The 18,376-nt window shown below is 66.0% G+C and carries 17 protein-coding genes and 3 pseudogenes; 9 read left to right on the top strand and 11 right to left on the bottom strand.

Features of this window, described 5'->3' with window-relative positions:
* The first annotated feature begins 186 nt into the window (after positions 1 to 186).
* The 7 genes from AC3WQZ_RS10200 (at position 187) to AC3WQZ_RS10170 (ending at position 6,933) form a co-directional block, all read left to right on the top strand.
* Positions 187 to 2,991 carry a monovalent cation/H+ antiporter subunit A gene (locus AC3WQZ_RS10200; protein WP_439669000.1) on the top strand — a complete coding sequence of 935 codons (2,805 nt, stop codon included), beginning with the start codon at positions 187 to 189 and terminating at the stop codon, positions 2,989 to 2,991.
* Positions 2,991 to 3,359, top strand: a complete 369-nt coding sequence (locus AC3WQZ_RS10195; protein ID WP_058698765.1) for a Na+/H+ antiporter subunit C — start codon at positions 2,991 to 2,993, stop codon at positions 3,357 to 3,359. Before AC3WQZ_RS10200 ends, AC3WQZ_RS10195 begins: the two co-directional genes overlap by 1 nt.
* On the top strand, positions 3,356 to 4,897 hold the full coding sequence (locus AC3WQZ_RS10190; RefSeq protein WP_058698764.1) for a monovalent cation/H+ antiporter subunit D: 1,542 nt from the start codon (positions 3,356 to 3,358) through the stop codon (positions 4,895 to 4,897). Before AC3WQZ_RS10195 ends, AC3WQZ_RS10190 begins: the two co-directional genes overlap by 4 nt.
* A gap of 3 nt (positions 4,898 to 4,900) precedes the next feature.
* Complete coding sequence (locus AC3WQZ_RS10185; protein WP_010812079.1) at positions 4,901 to 5,404, top strand: Na+/H+ antiporter subunit E; 504 nt, start codon at positions 4,901 to 4,903, stop codon at positions 5,402 to 5,404.
* Positions 5,389 to 5,661 carry a K+/H+ antiporter subunit F gene (locus tag AC3WQZ_RS10180; protein WP_010812078.1) on the top strand — a complete coding sequence of 91 codons (273 nt, stop codon included), beginning with the start codon at positions 5,389 to 5,391 and terminating at the stop codon, positions 5,659 to 5,661. The genes AC3WQZ_RS10185 and AC3WQZ_RS10180 overlap by 16 nt, the downstream gene beginning before the upstream one ends.
* 10 nt (positions 5,662 to 5,671) lie before the next feature.
* Complete coding sequence (locus tag AC3WQZ_RS10175) at positions 5,672 to 6,016, top strand: Na+/H+ antiporter subunit G (RefSeq protein ID WP_010812077.1); 345 nt, start codon at positions 5,672 to 5,674, stop codon at positions 6,014 to 6,016.
* A gap of 89 nt (positions 6,017 to 6,105) precedes the next feature.
* Entirely contained in the window at positions 6,106 to 6,933 is an 828-nt protein-coding gene (locus tag AC3WQZ_RS10170; RefSeq protein WP_439671751.1) for a class I SAM-dependent methyltransferase, read from the top strand.
* A gap of 84 nt (positions 6,934 to 7,017) precedes the next feature.
* Here the strand turns inward: AC3WQZ_RS10170 and AC3WQZ_RS10165 are convergent, their stop codons facing one another.
* A complete protein-coding gene (locus AC3WQZ_RS10165; protein ID WP_454750682.1) occupies positions 7,018 to 7,254 on the bottom strand; it encodes a hypothetical protein in 237 nt (78 codons plus the stop codon).
* A gap of 70 nt (positions 7,255 to 7,324) precedes the next feature.
* Here AC3WQZ_RS10165 and AC3WQZ_RS10160 point away from each other — a divergent pair, with 70 nt between their 5' ends.
* On the top strand, positions 7,325 to 8,968 hold the full coding sequence (locus tag AC3WQZ_RS10160; protein WP_454750683.1) for a c-type cytochrome: 1,644 nt from the start codon (positions 7,325 to 7,327) through the stop codon (positions 8,966 to 8,968).
* 6 nt (positions 8,969 to 8,974) lie between these two features.
* Here the strand turns inward: AC3WQZ_RS10160 and AC3WQZ_RS10155 are convergent, their stop codons facing one another.
* From AC3WQZ_RS10155 to AC3WQZ_RS10115, 9 genes and pseudogenes are all read right to left on the bottom strand, one after another.
* A complete protein-coding gene (locus tag AC3WQZ_RS10155; protein WP_010812074.1) occupies positions 8,975 to 9,982 on the bottom strand; it encodes a nitroreductase family protein in 1,008 nt (335 codons plus the stop codon).
* A gap of 4 nt (positions 9,983 to 9,986) precedes the next feature.
* Positions 9,987 to 11,096 (bottom strand): GNAT family N-acetyltransferase, encoded by a 1,110-nt coding sequence (locus AC3WQZ_RS10150; protein WP_010812073.1) that lies wholly within the window; start codon positions 11,094 to 11,096, stop codon positions 9,987 to 9,989.
* The gene (locus AC3WQZ_RS10145; RefSeq protein ID WP_011615364.1) at positions 11,093 to 12,316 is read right to left on the bottom strand and encodes a hypothetical protein; all 1,224 of its coding nucleotides are present in this window, start codon (positions 12,314 to 12,316) and stop codon (positions 11,093 to 11,095) included. Before AC3WQZ_RS10145 ends, AC3WQZ_RS10150 begins: the two co-directional genes overlap by 4 nt.
* 3 nt (positions 12,317 to 12,319) lie before the next feature.
* Positions 12,320 to 13,204 (bottom strand): HesA/MoeB/ThiF family protein, encoded by an 885-nt coding sequence (locus tag AC3WQZ_RS10140; protein WP_439671747.1) that lies wholly within the window; start codon positions 13,202 to 13,204, stop codon positions 12,320 to 12,322.
* A complete protein-coding gene (locus tag AC3WQZ_RS10135; RefSeq protein WP_492300462.1) occupies positions 13,201 to 14,154 on the bottom strand; it encodes a hypothetical protein in 954 nt (317 codons plus the stop codon). Before AC3WQZ_RS10135 ends, AC3WQZ_RS10140 begins: the two co-directional genes overlap by 4 nt.
* A gap of 236 nt (positions 14,155 to 14,390) precedes the next feature.
* Positions 14,391 to 15,890, bottom strand: coding sequence for an ISNCY family transposase (locus AC3WQZ_RS10130; protein ID WP_492300461.1), 1,500 nt, complete (start codon positions 15,888 to 15,890; stop codon positions 14,391 to 14,393).
* A 319-nt stretch (positions 15,891 to 16,209) separates the two neighbouring features.
* Positions 16,210 to 16,685, bottom strand: a pseudogene (locus AC3WQZ_RS10125) (DoxX family protein).
* Positions 16,682 to 16,951 carry a hotdog family protein gene (locus tag AC3WQZ_RS10120; protein WP_010812035.1) on the bottom strand — a complete coding sequence of 90 codons (270 nt, stop codon included), beginning with the start codon at positions 16,949 to 16,951 and terminating at the stop codon, positions 16,682 to 16,684. Before AC3WQZ_RS10120 ends, AC3WQZ_RS10125 begins: the two are co-directional and overlap by 4 nt.
* Before the next feature lie 75 nt (positions 16,952 to 17,026).
* Entirely contained in the window at positions 17,027 to 17,569 is a 543-nt protein-coding gene (locus AC3WQZ_RS10115; protein ID WP_011615340.1) for an enoyl-CoA hydratase/isomerase family protein, read from the bottom strand.
* Between AC3WQZ_RS10115 and AC3WQZ_RS10110 the strand changes: the two are divergent.
* Positions 17,524 to 17,634: pseudogene (locus AC3WQZ_RS10110) on the top strand (IS5/IS1182 family transposase); the annotation flags it as partial. The gene AC3WQZ_RS10115 and the pseudogene AC3WQZ_RS10110 overlap by 46 nt on opposite strands.
* Before the next feature lie 492 nt (positions 17,635 to 18,126).
* Here the strand turns inward: AC3WQZ_RS10110 and AC3WQZ_RS10105 are convergent.
* A pseudogene (locus AC3WQZ_RS10105) lies at positions 18,127 to 18,201 on the bottom strand (H-NS histone family protein); the annotation flags it as partial.
* Between the last annotated feature and the right edge of the window lie 175 nt (positions 18,202 to 18,376).

Below are 18,376 nucleotides of genomic sequence, written 5' to 3'. Positions count from 1 at the left end.
GTGCGCCGCGCAATAAGGCACGCATGACTTGCGCAATGCCGGCAGAATCCGGAAAGTAGGGGAACGACTGCCCGCACAGAGGACCTGGCCCATGACCACCGCCCCATTTGCAAGACCCACACCATCGGCCCGGCTTGCCGCCCGGCACACGCCGGCCGTGATCCCGGGCAACGGCTAGGGGGGCGCATGGCGCTGGTGCTGCTGATCGCGCTGCCTCTGCTGGCCGCGGCGCTGACGTGGTTGATCGGCATGCGCGCCGCGCGCATGCTGGCGCCTGTCATCATCGGCTTGCCGCTGGCCGCGCTGGTGCTGCTGCTGAGCCTGCGCGGCGCGGTCTTCGAGCAGCCGGGGCATGCGCTGGGCTGGCGCGTGGCGTGGCTGCCGCAGCTCGGGCTGGACCTGTCGCTGCGGCTGGACGGCCTGTCGTACCTGTTTGCGCTGCTGGTGCTCGGCGTGGGCCTGCTGGTGATCCTGTACGCGCGCTACTACCTCGCGCGCAATGAATCCGCGGTGCGCTTCTTCTGCCTGCTGCTGCTGTTCATGGCGGCCATGCTGGGCGTGGTGCTGGCAGGCAACCTGCTGCTGCTGGTGGTGTTCTGGGAGCTGACCAGCATCCTGTCGTTCCTCCTGATCGGCTTCTGGTCATGGCGCACCGATGCGCGCCAGGGCGCGCGCATGGCGCTGGCGGTCACGGGCGGCGGCGGGCTGGCGCTGCTGGCCGGGGTGCTGCTGCTGGGCCATATCTGCGGAAGCTTCGAGCTGTCCGTGGTGCTGGCGCAGGCCGGCAAGGTGCAGCACCACCCGCTCTACCTGCCGATGCTGGTGCTGGTCCTGCTGGCAGTCTTCACCAAGTCAGCGCAGTTCCCGTTCAGCTTCTGGCTGCCGCATGCCATGGCCGCGCCCACGCCGGTCTCGGCCTACCTGCACTCGGCCACCATGGTCAAGGCCGGCGTGTTCCTGCTGGCGCGGCTCTATCCGGTGCTGGACGGCACCAACAGCTGGTTCTACCTGGTCAGCATGACCGGGCTGGCCACGCTCATCGTGGGCGCCGGCCTGGCGCTGCTGCAGCGGGACCTGAAAGGGCTGCTGGCTTATTCCACCATCAGCCACCTGGGCCTGATCACGCTGCTGTTCGGGCTCGATACCCAGCTCAGCACGGTGGCGGCCATCTTCCATATCATCAACCACGCCGTGTTCAAGGCGTCGCTGTTCATGGCGGCCGGCATCATCGACCATGAGACCGGCACGCGCGACCTCGACCGCCTGCACGGGCTGGCGCGCTACATGCCGCACACCGCAGTGCTGGCCATCGTGGCATCGCTGTCGATGGCGGGGGTGCCGTTGTTCAACGGCTTCCTCAGCAAGGAAATGTTCTTCGGCGAGACCCTGGCGCAGGGCCTGCTGGGCGACTTCAACTGGGTGATCCCGACCGCGGCGACGCTGGCGGGGGCGCTGACGATGGCCTATTCGCTGCGCTTTATCTACGGCGTGTTCTTCGGCGCCCGGCAGCCCGACGTGCCCAACTACCCGCCGCACGAGCCGCCGCGCTTCATGAAGGTGCCGGTGGAGTTCCTGGTGGTGATCTGCCTGGTGGTCGGGCTGGTGCCGGCCTATACCGTGGGCGACCTGCTGGCGGCGGCTTCGCTTGCCACGCTGCGCGCGCCCCTGCCAGAGTACAGCCTGAACCTGTGGCACGGGGTCAATTTGCCGCTGCTGATGAGCCTGGTGTCGATGGCCGGCGGCGCGGCGCTGTTCTTCCTGCGCCGCGACGCGCTGCGGCGCCTGCAGCAGGCAATCGACCACCTGAGCGCGCGCCAGTCGTTCGAGCGTGGCATGCATGCGCTGGAACGCTTTGCCGCTGCCGTCACGCGCTGGCTCGAGAACGGCTCGCTGCAGACCTATGTCGCCTGGATGCTGCTGGCGCTGCTGGCCGTGCCGGCATACTTCCTGGCCGACCTGGAATGGCTCGGCGGCAGCGTGCCGGCGGGCGCCATTGACCTGATCGGGGCTGCCACGCTGGCGCTGCTCGGGCTGTGCGCGGTGGGCGTGGTGGTGACGCACCGCCAGCGGCTGCTCGCGCTGGTGCTGCTGGGCGGCTGCGGGTTGATGGTGTCGATGGCGTTCCTGCGGTTCTCCGCGCCGGACCTGGCGCTGACGCAGATCTCGGTTGAGGTGGTGACGATCCTGCTGCTGGTGCTGGCGCTGTTCTACCTGCCGCGCGAGACGCCGGAGCGCGCCGGGGCTGCGCGCCGCGGGCGGGATGCGGTGCTGGCGCTCGGCGGTGGCACCTTGCTGGCAGTGGCGGCTTACGCCGTGATGACGCGGCCGTATGACCCGGTGTCTGCCTTCTACATCGACCAGTCCGTGCCCGGCGGCGGCGGGCACAACGTGGTCAACGTGCTGCTGGTGGATTTCCGGGGCTTCGACACCATGGGCGAGATCTGCGTGCTGCTGATTGCAGGGCTGGCGGTGCAGGCGCTGCTCAAGGGCATGCGGCTGGACACGCCGTCGGCAGCGCCCGATGGCCTGCCGTGGAGCAGCCAGGCGCATCCGCTGCTGCTGGCCATGCTGGCGCGGCTGATGCTGCCGCTGACGCTGCTGGTGGCGGTCTTTATCCTGCTGCGCGGGCACAACCTGCCGGGCGGCGGCTTTGTCGCGGCGCTGATCACATCGGTGGCGCTGCTGCTGCAGTACGTTGCCAGCGGCGTGCGCTGGACCGAAGCGCGCATTGCGCCGGACTATCGCGCCATTGCCGGCGGCGGCATTCTGCTGGCGGGTCTGACCGGACTGGGCAGCCTGGCCTTCGGCTATCCGTTCCTGACCACCGCCTTCGGGCATTTCCACATACCGGGCATCGGCGAGGTGGAACTGGCCACGGCGATGATCTTCGACCTGGGAGTCTTCTGCACCGTGACGGGAACCACGCTGGTGATCGTATCGCACCTGGGCGTGCGCAACCTGCCGCCGGCACAGGCCGCGGAGGACGCCTGATGGCCGCGCTCTACGCCATCACCATCGGCATCCTTGCCGCGGGCGGCATCTACCTGCTGCTGCGCGAGCGCGTCTTCACCGTGGTGCTGGGGCTGACGCTGCTGTCGTATGCGGTCAGCCTGTTCCTGCTGGGCATGGGGCGCCTGTCGATCGGGCGGCCGCCGGTGATCGTGGCGGGCGCCAGCTATGCCGATCCGCTGCCCCAGGCGCTGGTGCTGACCGCCATCGTGATCGCGTTCGGCATGACGGCGTTCGCGGTAGTGCTGGCGCTGCGCTCGCTGGGGCTTACCGGCAGCGACCATGTCGACGCCGCCGGCCAGCCCGAGGAGCGCGCCGCCGATGGCGGCAAGCAGGATCCGCGGCCATGAACCACGCCGTGCTGCTGCCCATCCTGATCCCCATGTTTGCCGGTGCGCTGCTGACCGCGATGCCGGCCCAGCAGCTGCGCGCGCAGCGCATCGTCTGCGCCGCGGCCACGCTGTTGCTGGCGCCAGTGGCAGTGCACCTGCTGCGCCAGGCCGCTACCGGCGAGATCGTGGTCTACGCGATGGGCAACTGGTCGGCCCCGTTCGGCATCGTGCTGCAGCTGGACCGCACCGGTGCGATGATGCTGGCCCTGACCGTGGTGCTGGCCGTCGCCGCGCTGGCGGCGGCGGGAGAGGGCACGGCCCGGCAGGGCCGGCATTTCCATGCGCTGTTCCAGTTCCAGCTGATGGGCCTGAACGGCGCCTTCCTGGCGGGCGACCTGTTCAACCTGTTCGTCTTCTTCGAGATCCTGCTGATCGCGTCCTATGCCCTGCTGGTGCATGGGGCAGGGCGGGCGCGCATCGGCGCCGGGCTGCACTATGTGATCCTGAACCTGGTGGCGTCGTCATTCTTCCTGGTGGCGGTTGGCGTGCTGTACGGGCTGTCGGGCACGCTGAACATGGCGCACCTGGGCCTGCGCCTGGCCGGCTTGCCGGCCCAGGACCTGCCGCTTGCGGTGGCCGCCGGCGCCATGCTGATGCTGGTCTTTGCGCTGAAGGCGGCGCTGTTCCCGCTGTATTTCTGGCTGCCGCGCGCCTACGCCAGCGCCACCGGCCCGGTCGCGGCGCTGTTTGCCATCATGACCAAGGTCGGCATCTACGCGATGCTGCGTTGCGATGCGCTGATCTTCGGCGGCCCGCAAGGGCTGCTGGGGCCGTTCCTGCATGACTGGGTGTTCTTGCTGGCGCTGATCACGCTCGCGGTCGGCGCGCTGGGCGCCGTCGCCGCCGGCACGCTGCGCGCGATGACCAGCTACCTGGTGGTGGCATCGGTCGGGTTGCTGGCCGCCTGCGTATCGATGCAGACGCAAGCCGGCTGGGCCGCGGCGATGTTCTACCTGCTCAGCACCACGCTGTGCACTGCCGCGCTGTTCCTGCTGGCCGACGCGCTGGAGCCGGAGCCTGGGCGCGAGGACGGGGCCCCGGTCAGTGCCTCGCGGCTGGCCGGGCTGCTGTACCTGGTGGGCGTGGTGGCAGCGGTGGGGCTGCCGCCGCTGTCGGGCTTCCTCGGCAAGGCCATGGTGCTGCGCGCGACCCCGCCGCCGTGGGTGCCGGCGCTGTGGTCCGCGGTGCTGGTGTCGGGCCTGCTGCTGCTGGTTGCCGTGTCCCGCACCGGCACGCGGCTGCTGTGGCGGCTGCCGCATGAGGCCGAGCACGTGCCGGAAGGGAATGAGTACTTAGACGAAGACCATCCCGGCGCGGCACGCGTGCGCGTGCGGCCCGATGCGCGCAAGCTGGCCTGCTGCGCACTGCTGCTGGCGGGCAATATCGCGCTGACGGCATGCGCGCGGCCGGTCAGCGACTATGTGGCCGACGCGGCGGCGCAGTTGCTGGACCGCGCCGCCTATCTCCGGGCAGTGCTGCCCGGGCAGCCGGGGTAAGCCATGCTGCAGCGTCTGCTTCCCCATCCGTGGCTGAGCCTGATCCTGATGATCATGTGGCTGTTGCTGACCAACAGCCTGGCCCCCGGGCACTGGTTGCTGGGGGCGCTGCTGGGCTGGGCCATCGGCCGGCTGGCCGACCGCTGGCTGGTGCTGGGCGCGTTCCGCCTGTCGCGGCCCGACCTGATCCTGCGGCTCAGCATCCATGTGCTGTTCGATATCGTGAAAGCCAACGTGGAAGTGGCCATCATGGTGCTGGGTCCCACCGCGCGCCTGCGCCCCGCCTTTATCGTGGTGCCGCTCGATGTCGAGCACGAGCTTGCCACCACCGCGCTGATCAGCATCGTCTCGCTCAGCCCCGGCACGCTGTGCGCAGAACTGAGCGACGACCGCCGCGCCTTGCTCGTGCACGTGCTGGACCTGGAGGAAGAGGCCGCGCTGGTCGAGCTCATCAAGTCGCGCTATGAAACCCCGCTCAAGGAGATCTTCCAATGCTTGCCATCGTGATACCGGTCTGCCTGGTGATCCTGGGCCTGGCCTTCCTGCTGACCCTGGCGCGGCTGCTGCGCGGACCCAGCCTGCCGGACCGCATCGTGGCGCTGGACACGCTGAATATCAACGCCATCGCGCTGATCGTGGTGCTCGGCATCAGCCTGGATTCGGCGCTGTTCTTCGAGGCCGCGCTGCTGATCGGGGTGATGGGCTTCGTCGGCACCGTGGCGCTGTCCAAGTACCTGCAGCGCGGCGACATCATCGAATACTAGGGAACGCCAGATGCTGCATCCTGTTGCGGAATTCATCGTGTGCGCGCTGCTGCTGGTGGGCAGCGTGTTCATGCTGGTCGGGGCGGTCGGGCTGTTCCGGCTGCCGGACTTCTTCATGCGGCTGCATGGGCCGACCAAGTCGACCACGCTGGGCGTGGGCGGGGTAGTGCTGGCCTCGGTGGCGTACTTCAGCTTCCGGGGCGATGCCAGCCTGCATGAACTGCTGGTGACCGCCTTCCTGTTCCTGACCGCGCCGATCAGTGCCCACATGCTGGCCAAGGCCGCGCTGCAGCGCCAGCTGCCGGTGGATCCGCGCACGCGCGGCAGCGGCTGGATGCCGCGCATCCGCGACTAGGTATGGCCGCGACGGTTTACTTTCGCCGCAATGTGTCCTACACCCAGTCAGGCGATGCCGGCATCTTCCACGCCAGGGCAGGGGGTTTCATGGACTTGCAACACTCGGACAAAGTCTTCGCGGGCGCGATTCCGGAAGTCTATGAGGCCCTGATGGTGCCGATGATCTTTGCGCCATACGCTGCCGACATGGCTGCCCGCATCGCCGCGCTGCAGCCGCGCCGGGTGCTGGAACTGGCCGCCGGCACCGGCGTGCTGACCCGGGAAATCGCCGGGCGGCTGCCGGCCGATACCCTGATCGTTGCCACCGACCTCAACGCGCCGATGCTGGCGCGGGCGGAGCAGGCCGGCACGAGCCGCCCGGTGCACTGGCGCGAGGCCGACGCCATGGCGCTGCCGTTCGCCGATGCCAGCTTCGATATGGTCGCCTGCCAGTTTGGCGTGATGTTCTTCCCCGAAAAGGGCCGCGCCTTCGCCGAAGCCCGCCGCGTGCTGGTGCCGGGCGGCACCCTGATCTTCAATGTCTGGGACCAGCTGGAATTCAACGCCTTTGCCCGCGATGTCACCGGGGCACTCGCCACGCTGTTTCCCGACGCACCGCCCGAGTTCATGGCCCGCGTACCGCATGGCTACCACAGCCAGGCCGCGATCGAGCAGGACCTGCGCCTTGGCGGATTCCAGTCCTCCCCGGTCTTTGAAACCGTCGCGGCAACCAGCCGCGCCAGCGCCGCCCGCATCCCGGCGGTGGCATTCTGCCAGGGCACGCCGCTGCGCGCCGACCTGGAGCGGCGCGGGCCGGATGCGCTCGGCCGGGCAACCGACCATTGCGAACAGGCGCTCCTGGAGGCTTATGGCGACGGGCCATTGGCCGGTCCGATGCAGGCGCACGTGGTGATGGTAACGGCGCCCGCCGGATAAAGCTGCCCGCCAGTTTGTCGCAGGTCATCGCTGGGCGTGCGCAAATCGCCGCTTGCGCCGATACTGTAGCCAGGCTCATGACGACTACAGGACCCTTGGGCGGTGGCCATGGACTCTATGATCATTTCCGCATCGGTGGCACTGGGCATCGGCCTGGCGATCGGGCTGGAGCGCGAGCGCAGCCAGGCCGCCGCCGGGAAAGATCGCGGCATCCGCGGCGGGCGGCCTGCGCTTCACCGTGCCGGTCGCGATCGGATTGGTGCTGTCGACCAGCGCCACCTGGGCAGTGGCCTGGCTGCAGCGCTTGGATTGAGGCAGCATGCATGGTCGGCTACCATCAGCGCGGCGCGGTCCGGATTCCCCTGGCGCGCATTGTCGGACGATGACTACGATGCCCCTTGTACGCGTGCTCGCGATCGGTCTGCTGATAGGTTTGCTGGCGGGATGCGATTTCCTGCGCGGCTACGCTGAGGGCGAATCCGAGGTCATGCGGGACTTCCGGGCCGGGGATCGTGCCGATGACCTCGGGGCGGCGCGCTTTGTCTTCGATGACTTCGGCGGCCTGAGCACCGATACCCTTGAGACCAATGCGCTACCGTGGAAGCTGGCAACGACCGCACTGCTGCTGGCCGGCGGCCCCAACGTTCCGGTCACTCAGGACGCCTTGCGCCGGGCCCTGCGCGAGTTTGGCTTCATCTATCCCGATGCGATCCGCAACTGGCCGCGCCAGCAACAGCCCAGGTTCGACAAGCCCCTGGGCGTGGTCAGCGGAGTGATCGGCCGGGATCTCCCGAAGATCCGCCTGGAAGTGTCCAACCTGGGATGCGCATCGTGCCATGCGGGCATCACCTACGACATGGACGGGCGTCCCACCAACGATGTCTGGCTGGGCCTGCCGAATACCTCCCTCAACCTCGATGCCTTCGTCACCGCGGTCTATCAGGCGGTGAAGCAGGTGAAATCCGATCCGGAAAAGCTCCTCTCCGCCATCCACCAGCTTTACCCCGAAACCAGCAACGAGGAACTGGATACCATCCGGAAATTCGTCTGGCCGCGGCTGGTAAAACGGGTGGCGGAACTCGAAGCCAGCGGTGACGAGCCGCTGCCGTTCAGCAACGGCGCGGCCGGCAGCACCAATGGGGTCGCGGCACTCAAGTTCCAGTTTCATCTGCTCTCGGCGGGCACGGCCGCCAGTGGTTCCACCTCGATTCCGGAACTGGGCTACCGCAGCCTGCGCTCATCGCTGCTCTATGACGGCGTCTATACCAGCAAGGGCGCGCCGCGCTTTGCGCCAGTGGCACCCGGTGCCGCCAACGATGCCGGGCGGCTGGCGCATATCGTGGCCTTCTTCACCGTGCCGACCATGGGCATGCCACCGGATCGCGCCGTCCGTGCGATTCCGCAGGTGGAAGACGTCATGCGGTTCATGGCGGGCTACACCCCGCCGCCGTTTCCGGGGCCGGTTGACCGCTCCCGCGCCGCGCGCGGCCGCGCCGTCTTTGATGCCAACTGCGCCCAGTGCCATGGCAGCTACAGCCAGGACCCAGAGCGCCCGCGCCTTGTCAGCTTCCCCAACCGGCTGGTGGCACAGGCGGATATCGGGACTGACCCGACGCGCTGGCAAGCAATCGATCCCGGCCTGCTGCAAGCCATCTCGCGCTCCGAGCTGGGCAGGCATATCGACGCGGCAAACACCAGTGGCTATGTCGCGCCCATCCTCTCCGGCGTGTGGGCGACGGCACCATACCTTCATAACGGCTCCGTGCCCACGCTCTGGCATCTCATGCATCCGCAGGCGCGGCCCAGGCGCTTCTGGGTCGGAGGCCATGCCCTGGACTACGGCAAGCTGGGCATCGCCGGCAGGCTCGATGCGGCCGGTACCTGGACCTATCCGGCCAGCTACCGGCCGTGGTCGAAACCCGTGCTCTACGACACGGCGACGGCGGGGCGCGACAACCGCGGCCACGAGAAGGAATTCTCGACCCTTGCCGAAAGCGACAAGGATGCGCTGCTGGAATTCCTGAAATTGCTCTAGCTGCCGTCAGGAATCCTGCAGCAGTTCCGCGACTGGGAGCCGGGCGCTTTGCGCAATGCCACGGTCCGGCACCGGCCCGAAGCGCATCACATTGACGAGCCGATTCCCCCGCGGCAAGCGCTGGCTTTCGGCAAGCATGGCGGCATGGCCAGGTGAATCGGCCAGCGCCGACATCGGCACGCCGGCAAAGCCCCTGGCAGTCATGGCCAGCCAGAACCGGTACCAGCGGCGCCCGATATCAAAGCTCGTGACCTCGGGTGCGGCATGGATCAGGACGATCCGCGCCGCGCTTTTCACTTTTGCGCTTTCCGATATCAGCAGGCGGGTCAGCGAAAGCGCCGAGAGCAGCCGGAGCACACGAGGTCTCAGCGCAATTGACGCGCCCCAGGCTTCCCACCGCGACAGTGCCATGCATTCGGCCGAAAGCCCGTCGCGCGGCCAGCCTGGATCGTGCGGTGACAAGCGCAGCCACTGGTAAAGCTCCTCGGCAAACCGCGGGTCATTCAATCCCGCAGCCGCGGCGTCGTCATACCATCTGGCGATTTGCGCCGTGCTGTTCTCGCTGGCCAGCGTGACGAACTCCGCGTGGGCCGCAGCGCATTCGCCCAACGACTTGATCTGCGCCGGGGTCGCACGGAGAAACTTGCCTCGATAGGCGCGGCGCGCGTCCACGAAGGCGGCAAGGGGATCCGGGCTTGCGCCAGATGTGATCAGGCCGGATGCGGCCGGGCGCAGACCCTGGGCAGCGGGAGGGTAGGGCAGGCCGGAGACCACGGGCTGCGTGAGCCCCAACCCGAGCGTCGACAACGCCATGGCCATGCCTTCCCAGGCCATGCCCAGGGCGATCTGGTTGTCCCGCCCGGTGGGGTCGCCCACGGACAGCCATCGCGCAGGGTCTTCAAGCAGTTCAACCTTGTCGCCGGCAAAGCGCCAGCGCGCGGGCTGGATATTGTGCGCGCTGGGTGCGCGGCCAGCCTGTGCAAGCAGGGTGAGATGCTGATCGCGCGTGAGCATGTCGCTAGATGGCCTTTTTGAAGAGATGCAGCCGATGCAGTGGCCTGGCGCCCATCTTCTCCATTTGCTTCTGGCTGGCGCCATTCGAATCCGACACCCAGCTGATGCCCAGGTGCGAGTACCCGGCACCGCGCATCGCCGTGAGCAGATGGTGCAGCATGACGCCGTTGACGCCGCGGCTGTGGTAGTCCCTGCGCACGGAAAAGAAGATGATCGCCGCACGCTTGCGGCTGGCGCGGAACCTGATCAGATGCCAGAGCGTGGACAGCTTCAGGCGGAAGCCGGTGGCGCGCAGAAACGGGTTGAGATCCGGCACGCACAGCAGCACCCCGATCGGCTCCCCGTTGAAATAAGCGGTATAGGACAGCCGCCCGTCGATGATCCACATCATGCCGGCGCAGGGAAACAGGAATTCCTCCTCCGTCAGCGGCACGAACATCGGGTTGCCGGAGAAACCATCGTTCAGGACAGCGCATGCCTCCAGCAGGCGCCGGTCAAAGCCGCGCCGCCGGATCGGCTTGAATTGCCAGGCGGGATCATCCAGCAGCGCGCGTTGCTTGTTGCCGATCAACTGCTGCGGATCGTAGCTGCGCACGTCGAGCTCGAACGTGCGCATCGGAAAGAACGGCTCGAAGCCGCATGCCCGGAGCAGCCTGGCAATATGCGGCGGCGTGTATTCCTGGTAGGTGTATGGCGGATGCTCGAAGCCCTCGGTGACGATGCCGATCATCTGCGTGATGGTCAGGTTGAAGCTGCCAGCCAGTTCGTCACAGCCGTTGCGCTTCACCCAGGCCGCCGCCGCGTCGAGCAGCGCTTGCGCGACCTCCACGTCATCGACGCAGTCGAACATGCCGAAGCAGCCGCGCTTCTGAGCGTATTGCTGGTTGGATGCATCGTGGATATGGGCCAGGATACGGCCCACGATCCGCCCGTCCCGATGGGCGGTGAACCAGGTGCGGCGCGCAAACTGCCGGAACAGCGGGTTCTTCGCCGGGTCCAGCGCGCGCGCAAGATCCCCCTTCATCGGCGAGACAAAATGCGTATCGCGGCCATAGCAGGCAAACGGCGCCTCGAAGAACGCGTCGAAATCGCCTTCACGCAGCACGGTTGTCATGCCGCCTCCCGCTGCCCGAGATGGCGCGCCAGCCGCAGGATCACCGCCGCGCGCAGCTCGCCGATCGCCGCGTTGGCGCCTTGCGGCAGGTTCAGCAACACCACCTGCGCGGGCTGGCGCGCGATCAGCAGGGCATGGGTCATTTCATGGCGCTCGAGCAGGTCTACCAGCTGTTCCGCGGCCTCGACCCGATCGCCTTCCCGGATCCTGGTCCACGCCCTGGCGTCGCCGATCGACACGGGCTCCCGCCGCTTTCCGGCCAGGTCGAACAGCGCGTCTAGGGCGTAATCAGCAAGCTCCGTGTTGCCGAGCACCACATGGTCGGCGGTTTGCGGCAGGCGCCTGAGCGAATGCAGGAAACCCTCTGGCGTATCCAGCCGGGCATGGAGCAGCCAGCGCAGGAACGCGTTGCCATCACCGGCCAGCGAAACGGCGCGAATGCGGACAAAAATGGCCGTCAGCAGCACCCATGCAATGGCAACCGGCATGCTGCGCAGGCCCGCCTCGGCAAAGCCCGGGCCGGGCCCGCGCGAAGCCAGCGCCATCACGCTGGCCAGCACGACGGCGAAGAGCAGGGCGGCTGCGATATGCACCAGCAGCCCGCGCACGACCCGCCGCGATTCCGACAGGTTCAGGAACACATAGACGAATGCCAGCGCCCCGAGCGCCCCCAGGCGAACCGGCACATGGCCGAGCTCCTCGCGGAAGTCGGTGGCCGCGAGCGGGACGGCCAGGGCCACGACCACCACTACCGCCCGGGCCAGGCGTGCCTCGTTGTCGGACAGCTCGGCATCGCGCAGCCACAGCAGGAACCAGCCATTGCTTGCGGTCACCACGGCGAAGCAGCCAAGGAACATCAGCAGCAGCGGCGTATTGCCCGACAGATCGGTAAAGAGATTGATGACGAAGAACACCACCGACACGCCCAGCGCCAGCAGCTTAAGCCACAACGGGTGGTGGCGCCGCACCAGGTGCTCGGCAAACAGGGTCATGGCAATGGGCAACAGGGTTGCCGCTGCAAACACCAGTTGCGCCAGCAGCGTGCCGCCAATCAGCCAGGAAAAGCCCCGGACTGCCAGCAGTGCCGTCAGCACCCCGAACAGGAACAGGCCCGTGCCGGCCCCGGCCTCGCGCCGGGACCAAAGGAAATGCAGGCAGAGCCCGCAGCCCACCGCGCCGAGCCAGGTAACGGCGACATCGCTTGCCAGGGCGTCAATCACGCGTCAATCCTCATCTCGCATCAACCTCGCCATGAAGCGCCGTACCAGCGCGCGCACGGCCCATGCCGTCAGCGCATTGCGCGGCGTCTCGACACGCATGGTCCAGGGATTGAAGAAGTAGCCGCGCACACCGGCCAGCCGCCGCCGACCGAGCACCAGCTTGATCACCTCGAACGCCATCAGGTTGCCGGTGGTGATCACCATCGGCGCAAACGACATGCGCTTGCGCTTGCCGGTCAGCAGGTCCTTGGCGATGCCGAGCTCCACATGCCGGACCGAACTCGAGTTGACCATCACATATTCCAGTTCCTTGCCCAGGCATTCCTGCCTGAGCTCCGGCGTCAGGGACTTCCAGTCAATGCCGGCCGTGGGATAGGAAAGACGCTCCTCGGGCCTGGGATCTTGCGGACGGACAACCGTGACGGAGGGCAGGGGAGCGGTATAGGCGTCGATGACGGTCGCACCATGCTCCCGCGCCTTGCGATAGAGCGCGAGGCCCGCGGCCATGTCATCCATGCCGTTGACCACGATCTTGTAACGGCCCAGCAGGTCGTCGAGCCTGTCGGTCCACTCGGCGCCGAAGGTCTCGATGGCAAGTTCCGGGTTGATGCGCCGGATCTGCGCCACGGTGGCCTCGACCTTGTTCACGCCAACGGTATCCAGGCTGGCAAACACCTGGCGGTTCAGGTTCGACACGTCGAACGCATCGAAGTCCGCCAGCGCAAAGCCGCCAATGCCCACCCGTGCCAGCGCCTGCAGGCAGGCGCCGCCCATGCCGCCGACGCCACAGATCAGCACCCGTGCATTGCGCAATTGCTGCTGTTCCGCGTCGGTCACGAAACCGATGTTGCGGGTCGTGAATTCCTCGTAGGAGAAGGGTGGAATCATTGACTCTTCCTAGCGCGCAGGTCTCCCAGCGGCTCGCGCGGATTCAGCCAGTGGAACAATGGCAGGGCGATCCGACCGACAGCCAGGAACGCAATCTGATAAAGGATGGCGGGCAACGAGTCCCGAGGCACCTCCCGCAACAGGTATTTCCGCGCGCTGGCCAGGTCCAGGCAGGCGACCTGCAGGAAATCGTCGCCGCGCTGGTAATCAAGTTCCCGCTGGCAGAGTTCGTTGGCGCGCTCGTCCCGATGCTTTGGTGCCTGCTCGAACGTCTTCTTGAGATTGTCCGAGCCGCCGGTATAGGCATCGGTAATCACGAAGCGCGCCTCGTCAAATCCCGCCGCCCGGTCAACCCCAAAGACATGCCGATGCGATTTCATGATCTCGCGGGCCACGCTCAGGTGTTCAAAGCTGCGCCGCGACGGCTCAAAGGGATTGGGATAGGCCGTGACAAAGACCTCGGCGACCTTGCCGATAATCGCCGGCACCTGGGTCACATTGCTGATCCAGATCGGGCGCAGGCCGCGGCGGAAGAAAAGCAGGATGCAGGTCAGCCCGTACAGCACCCAGGACAGTCCTTGCGTGCGATAGCCCGGATCGACCATCACCAGCCCAAGGTGAATCGCCTCGACCGGGCGGCCCTTGACCTCGATCGGCATGACTGACAGCGCATTGAACGCAATCGGCTGGCCGCTGTCCCGCTCATAAAGCAGCGTGATCACGGCCCGCCGCAGCCTTTCAGGATCGCCGGAAAGCACCCCGTAATCGAGGTCCTTGCCGATTCCCCGCTGCACGATGCCGCGCATCTCGGCCAGCATGGCCTCAAGCTGCCGGGCATCCATCCACAAGCCAGGCAGCTCGACGACCCGGATCCGCACAGACCGGCTGGCCTTCAGGCTCAGGTCCAGGTAGCGCAGCCGCCGTCGAAAATGCCCGATGAATTTGAACATGCAGGTTTGGCTGATGCCTTGTTCTTGTGTGCCGGACTGAAGGGCAAGCGTGGCTTGGAGCATATAACAGCCAGTCTGTGGTGTCACGGGCATGGTCACGGGAAGAAAGCCGACAGCAGGTCAGTTTTGGGCAAGGGGTATGACATGCTGTTTGGCCAAGTACGCCAATACTAATTGGCCCATGCCTCGATGTTGTGGCGGCTTTTAGATGTCGTAGGCCTGGCCAAATAGAAATGTCAGTCCGAGCGTGCTTTTTGTGCGGTGTCATGTTCTTTCCTGGCTTTTTCGGTAGGGCGGTGGTGCTGGCATGAGGTGGCAGAGTCTGGCCCAGGGTGGGGCGGTTGAACGCGCGCCGGCCAAGCAGAAATGTCCAGGGTGTCCGGATTGCGCGGGACCGCGGCGAGCGCGCGCTCCAGATCGAGCCGGTTGATCAACCGCTGCCGCTTGGTGTTCGGCGCCGGCCGGTGCGGGCGCGATGGCCCTGTCTGCTGGCGGCTGTCGCGCTGCGCCTGCACCTGGGCCGCGATCGCCAGCACGTGCCCGAGCCGCTTGTGCTCGACGATCGCGCCCTGGTCGATCTCGCCCAGCCGGTCATAGGTGGTGTAGGGCAGGGACGCGCCGCCGGCCCACAGCTCGATCCGACCGTCCGGCGTCTCGGCGACCTCGACATAACGGTGGATCAAGCGCCGGTGCTCGGGCCGGTCTTCCAGCAAATACATCACCTTGTCGTACTGCAGCGTGAGGCTGGCCGACACCTTGCGCCACTCGCGCCAGCTGAAGATGCGCGTCAGGTCCTCGTCGCCGCGCAGCGGCCGGTGCGCATCGAAGTCGCGCTTGGGCACCTTGGCAAAGCGCGCGTTGAAGTCGGCTATAAAATACGGGGCAAAGGCGTTGGCGGTTTCCATGCTGCTGATCCCGCGCAGGCGCAGCTCCTTGACCAGCCGGTCCTGCAACGTGCCGTTCATCCGCTCGACCCGGCCCTTGGCCGGGCTCGAATTGGCGCACAGGATGTCGATGTTGAGCTCGAACAGCGCGCGCCCGAACTGGGTGTAGCCGCGACCTTCGGCGGCGTCCCTAGCATTGACCCGGAAGATGCCGGCCTTGTCGCTGTAGAAGGTCATCGGCTTGCCGTGGCGCTCGACATAGGCGCGCGTGGCCGTGAAATAGGCTTGCGTGGATTCCGATGGCACGAACTGCAGCTGCATCAGCCGCCCGGTCGCGTCGTCGACGTAGACCAGCAGCGTGCAAGCCGGCGCCCGGTCCTCGAACCAGGCATGGTCGGATCCGTCGATCTGCACGAGTTCGCCCAGGCAGGCGCGGCGGTTCCTCGGCTGATGCACTTTGGGCGGACGCAGCTTGCGCGGGATCCAGAAGCCGGCGTCGATCATGATGCGGCGTACGGTCTCTCTGGCCAGGTCGATGCCATGGCGCTCGCGCAGCTTCTCGCACGTCAGGGTCGGGCCGAAGTCGGCATAGCTGTCGCGGATCAGCCCGCGGACACGGGATTCGAGGCCGGGCGGGAGCTGGCGATTGCTGTCTCGACCACGCTTGCGTGAGCCCAGGCCACTCGGACCATCCTCACGGTAGCGCAGCACCAGACGTTCCACCTGACGCCGCGACAAGCCGAGCTTCTCGGCGGCGCGCCAGACCGCCAAGCCATGGTCGACCACGGCCTGGATCACCTTGAGCCGATCGAGTTCGCGCATCGTCATCGTGAGGGTCTCGGGCTTGCGCATCGCGGCCTCCGGTCTCGGACAGACGGAAAGCCGCCAGCATGCCAGTCCTGACAAGGGAGTACGACATGTCTAATTGGCCCAGGTACGACAATTCTATTTGGCCCTGACACTCTATGCGCGCATAATGTATATTATGTTAAATTATTATGACGCATAACAAAAATATCAGTTTCGCGTAGGCCAATCGCTAGTCGCGACGGACTCCCGCTGCGCCCACCCGCAATGTGGACAGGTCACGACTGATTCGAGGATGACGTCATGCATCGCGCTATCGTCGTTGAAGATCAGACAGATCGCCCGCGCTTCCCGTCCACATGGCTCAGTGCTCCGAAGCGTCCATGAGACGCCGGTGAATCAGCCAGTCAACCGAGAGCGCCCCGCCCCCCCGTGCCAGCAGTACCAGCAGCATCGCCGCCCACTGGATATGCGTGGGCCATGCCAGCGGATAGACGAACAGCTGGATCACCGTGATCATGCCAAGCAGTATCAGCGCCACGGGGCGGGCTGCCAGGCCGAGCACCAGCAGTACTGGCGTTGTCAGCTCAACGGATACCGCCAGGTAGCGGCCAGTTCGGGCGGCAGTAGCGGCAGCCGGTATTCCTCCCGGAACAGTTCCACCGCCGTTGCCCAGTTCGCCAGCTTGGCCATGGCTGAATTCCAGAAGACGGTGGCAACCGCGAGCCGCAACGGAATGGCCAGGATTGTGTATGGCATGCGATCGAGCCAATCCACCACGCGTTGCGCGTGCGCGACTATCGTGAGGGGGGTGTGGGGAGGGGGCGTGGCGTGTGTCATGGCGAGAGATCCAGAATGGGTAAGTCAGAGATCTGGGTCCGGCTAGCTGTCACCAGCATGGCGGTCACGTCATCCAGCATCGCTCCCAGCATGCCGCGCTGGACCTGGCCTGCCGGGTTCAGGAAGGCCGGCGTGGCGTGGTAGGCGGATTCCAGCGTTCCCGCTTTCAGGTCGACCGCACCGATTCTTCCACCAAGCAACGAGCAGATGGGGGGTGGCGGCACCTGTCCGCGCTGCATCCTGGCGAAGTAGTTGTCCAAGTTCATATCCAATGATGTCATTCCCAGTCCTCCCCCATCAGCAGTTCAGGTGCTTCTTCATCCCGAGCAGGGCCAGCGGCGTTATGCCGGCCAGCTTTCGCTCAACTCAGCGGCCTGCGTCTGCAGCGCATCCGGGTCGCCGGCCACGCGGTCAAGGAAGCCGCATGCCAGCATCTGCGCGGCATCGAGCTTATCGACGGCCAGCAGTACGCGTTTGGCGGTGGCCAGGCCGAGCCGAGACACGTAGCGCTCCAGCCCGCCGCGGTAGAACAGCAGCCCCAGCCGCGCCGCCGGCATGAACATGTCGACGCCATGCGCGCCAAGCCGGAAATCGCAGGCTAGCGCGAGATCGGTAGCGCCGCCGTACAGGCCGCCCTGGATCAAAGCGATGGTGACGGGCCGCGCCGCTTCCAGCGCGTTGGCCAGCGCTTCGAAGCGCTCGCCGGCGTCGCTACTGCCGACCTTTCCGATATTGAAGCCGCTGCAGAATGCAGGCCCCGAGTCTCGATGCGCAGCACCAGCACGTCGGGACGGGCATTGACGGCGGCGATCTGCTCGCGCATCAGGTCGAGGTCTTCCGGCTTCGCATTCGCTTTGAGCGTAGGGCCGACATTCACGAAGCATTCCTCAAACTCGGTTGGTCCCTTGTCTGCTGGAACATCTTCAGGCGTACGGAGCAGTCATTTTGAAACGGTCTCTTATCAATTTCCGCGCGTGATCCCACGTCCTGATGTGAAACCACTCTGTACCACCCGATCCTGGCAACGGTTTTAGCGATGTTTATATAGCAGTTCGTGCAGGACCCTTTTCTGCTGCGCGACAGGAGCGCGAAGTCCCCTTGTAAATAATGGATGACTCGTGATCTATAGGCTGCCGACACGCAAAGAGCGATGCCAAACATCTCTTGCTATTCCGATCTTAAATTCTTTTAGATTGGAATGACGCAGCATATATAAAAATCTGAACTCGTCCATCGTTGATTCACTTTACGTTGGGCTTGCATGTAATCCTCAAGCGCAAAGTTTTCTGCAAAAATTATGAAGAAGATCGATGCGTAGCAATCCTCGACAACGAGGGCTCCTTTCAGTGGCTTCGGTTGGGGATGGGTGTCCGGTATCTAAAAATCCGCCACATCCCTCGGCAAGCCTCCGATTTGGCTGAAATTTTCAGCACCGGTACCCCATGGTCAGCCCGTAGTCGGCCATCTCCGCCTGGATCCAGCGGATCGCCGCCGCCCGCTCAGTTTTTGCTGTCATCGCTGTCGTCACTGCTGTCCGCTGCCGTCATCCGGCTTGGAGGCGGCCGCTGGCGCGCCCTGCTTGTCGTCTTGCTGTTCGTCCCGTGTTTCGCTTGGCACCGCCTCGTCGTTCGGCGCCGGGCCGCCGGCCTTGCGCCGCCGTCCGCCACCACCCTCGCCCCGCCCCAGAGGCA

The organism is Cupriavidus sp. FW305-26, from assembly GCF_058787975.1.
This window is presented reverse-complemented; position numbering and strand designations above follow the sequence as displayed.